This window comes from Marinobacter sp. UBA2498 (genome assembly GCF_002341575.1).
Lineage (GTDB): Bacteria > Pseudomonadota > Gammaproteobacteria > Pseudomonadales > Oleiphilaceae > Marinobacter > Marinobacter manganoxydans.
In genome coordinates this window covers 15,098-17,347 of record NZ_DDOI01000149.1, presented here as the reverse complement: position 1 = coordinate 17,347, position 2,250 = coordinate 15,098, and the positions used below count along the sequence as shown (strand labels likewise).

At 59.7% G+C, this 2,250-nt stretch carries 3 protein-coding genes; 2 read left to right on the top strand and 1 reads right to left on the bottom strand.

Annotated features, from left to right (window positions below; translation table 11 throughout):
* On the top strand, positions 1 to 276 hold a 276-nt coding region (locus B2W52_RS20650; RefSeq protein ID WP_286804007.1), incomplete at its 5' end, for a response regulator transcription factor.
* Complete coding sequence (locus B2W52_RS20645; RefSeq protein ID WP_273018569.1) at positions 273 to 1,643, top strand: sensor histidine kinase; 1,371 nt, start codon at positions 273 to 275, stop codon at positions 1,641 to 1,643. The genes B2W52_RS20650 and B2W52_RS20645, both read left to right, overlap by 4 nt.
* Here B2W52_RS20645 and B2W52_RS20640 read toward each other — a convergent pair.
* Positions 1,615 to 2,250: porin (locus B2W52_RS20640; protein WP_286804006.1), on the bottom strand; the 636-nt coding region annotated here is incomplete at its 5' end. The genes B2W52_RS20645 and B2W52_RS20640 overlap by 29 nt on opposite strands.

The following is a 2,250-nucleotide window of genomic DNA, read 5'->3' as shown; positions in this document are numbered from 1 at the left end:
TTCTACATTCGAAACGGGCAGGTTTATGTCGGTAACTGGCAGCAGGAACCAGCACCGGCCGCCATGCTCGCCTATCAGGCCTTGTCCGGACGGGAGCGGGAAGTGGCACAGCTGATGGCCAGCCGGCTGCCGGTACGCGATATTGCAGGCAGGCTTGGCGTTTCCTGCAAGACGGTGCATTCCTACAAGGACCGGATTTTCGTGAAATTGGGCTTCGAGCGCCTGCCCGAGCTCATTCTCTTTATGCAACGACACCAACACGGAGCCGCCGAGTGAAACTGCTTTCCGGGATGGATCAGATCCGCCAGCTGCCCGCCTACCGACAGCGACGCTTCGAACGCTTCTACCACACCCAGTATCGGTACCGGGTGCTGCCCCTGTTCGCCGACGTTTACCTGGTGATTGCCTTTATCGGTACCCTGCTGTTTCTCGGGGGCCTGGCCCTGAACCCGGATGCACCGGACGTATTCGGTATCTACCTCATCTACACCGCGATTCTGACCGGTCTGATCGCCGCTCACCGGTTCACGCGCCTGCGCCGGTCAGCGCCGATGATTGTCTACCTGGTGTTTTTCAACATGGCGGCGTTCAGCTACCTGGGATACATGACAACGGGCGCGTCGCTCGCTCCCATCGTGGGCTTGTTCTTTTTCATCAGCTCCGTGGGCATCATTACCCTGTCCCTGTTCCACACCAGCGTGATTATCCTGATCAACCTGACACTGCTGGTACTCGCCACGTTCGTGGCGGTCGACAGCACTCAGGTAAGCGACACCCTGATCGGCATTCTGACCAACTGGCTGATTCTGATGTGCCTGGTGGTCGCACCGCTATCGGCCTGGTTCCTGTCGCAGTTCCTGCGCAACCTGCTGGCGCTCCAATTCCTGCTCCGAGACCGGAATCGACAACTTTCCCGCACTTTGGAAACCCTGAAATCAACGGAAGAAAGACTGGCCCAGGAACAGAAACATCAGGCCCTTAGCCATATGGCTAAGGGGCTGCTCCACGAGATCATGAACCCGTTGAACTGCGCCAGCCAGGCCGTGGATTTTGCCAACTCGGTAAACCGGGATGTCGAGGTCGCAGACGCCCTGACCGACGCCAGCACCCACCAGAAACGCATTGCCGATATTGTGTCTGACCTGATCGAGTTTTCCCGCCCCGTCCCTGAACACAGCCTGGAAACGGCAGACCTCGGCAAACTGGTGACCACCGCCACCCGCTTCTGCCAGCATCAGCTACGAGGTGTCGAGCTTCAGACTGACATTCCGGAGGGAACGACCGTTCCCTGCTATCCATCTGCCCTGACCCAGGTGTTCGTTAACCTGCTGCTCAATGGCGTCTCTGCCGTGAGCAAAAACCGGCAGCCCGGAAAAATCGAGATAACCGCCGAAAGCTCTGACAGTGCCCATCGAATCGTAATTCGGGACAACGGCCAGGGTATCGCGCCAGACGATATCAAGCGGCTCACTGATCCGTTCTATTCCACCAGTGATACACCGGACAACCTGGGGTTGGGCCTCAGTATCTGTCAGACCATCATGCGCCATCACAAAGGCAACATGTCGATTACCAGCGAACCCGGCCAGTGGACGCAGGTGACCCTCACGCTGCCTAGAACCGCAGCACAGCACGCAGGGTAACAGCGTCTCCGTCCGGCACGGCCATCAGGGTATTGCCGCGAATATCCGGCATCAGGTAATTCAGGCGCAGCTGGAACAACTCGCCCAGATACCAGGCAAGACCCAGCAGCGTCACGCTCGCCTCGGCGCCCAAGTTCCGCTCTCTCAGGTCCACAGCACTGTGCCGTGCGACCAGCTCGAGGGCGCCCGCCCGGTGCCGGGGCTCTATCCGGTCAAACTCACCCCGTCTGTAATAGCGCCGATCATCGGTCAGGAACACACCGGCCTGAAGGTAAGCGCCACCGAACTGCCAGCGTGACCCGTCGGTTCGACGCACGCTCTGAGCCATGGCCTCCGCCACGAGGGTCAGACGATGATAAAGCCAGGCGGCCTCTAGACCTGCCAGCCAGGCATCACCGGCCTCGAATCGTGGGCTGCGGATGACATTGTCGGCACTGAACACCTCCCCCTCATCCTTGATCTGAAAGCGGCTGTCGCCGAGATCACGATAAGAGGCCGCGGCGCCCAGATGCAGGGTCTGGCTTTCTGAACGAATGGGGGCACGGGTCAGTCTCGCGGTTATGGCGTGAGTCGAGCCACCATCGGGCTCATCGGTGAACAGGCCCAG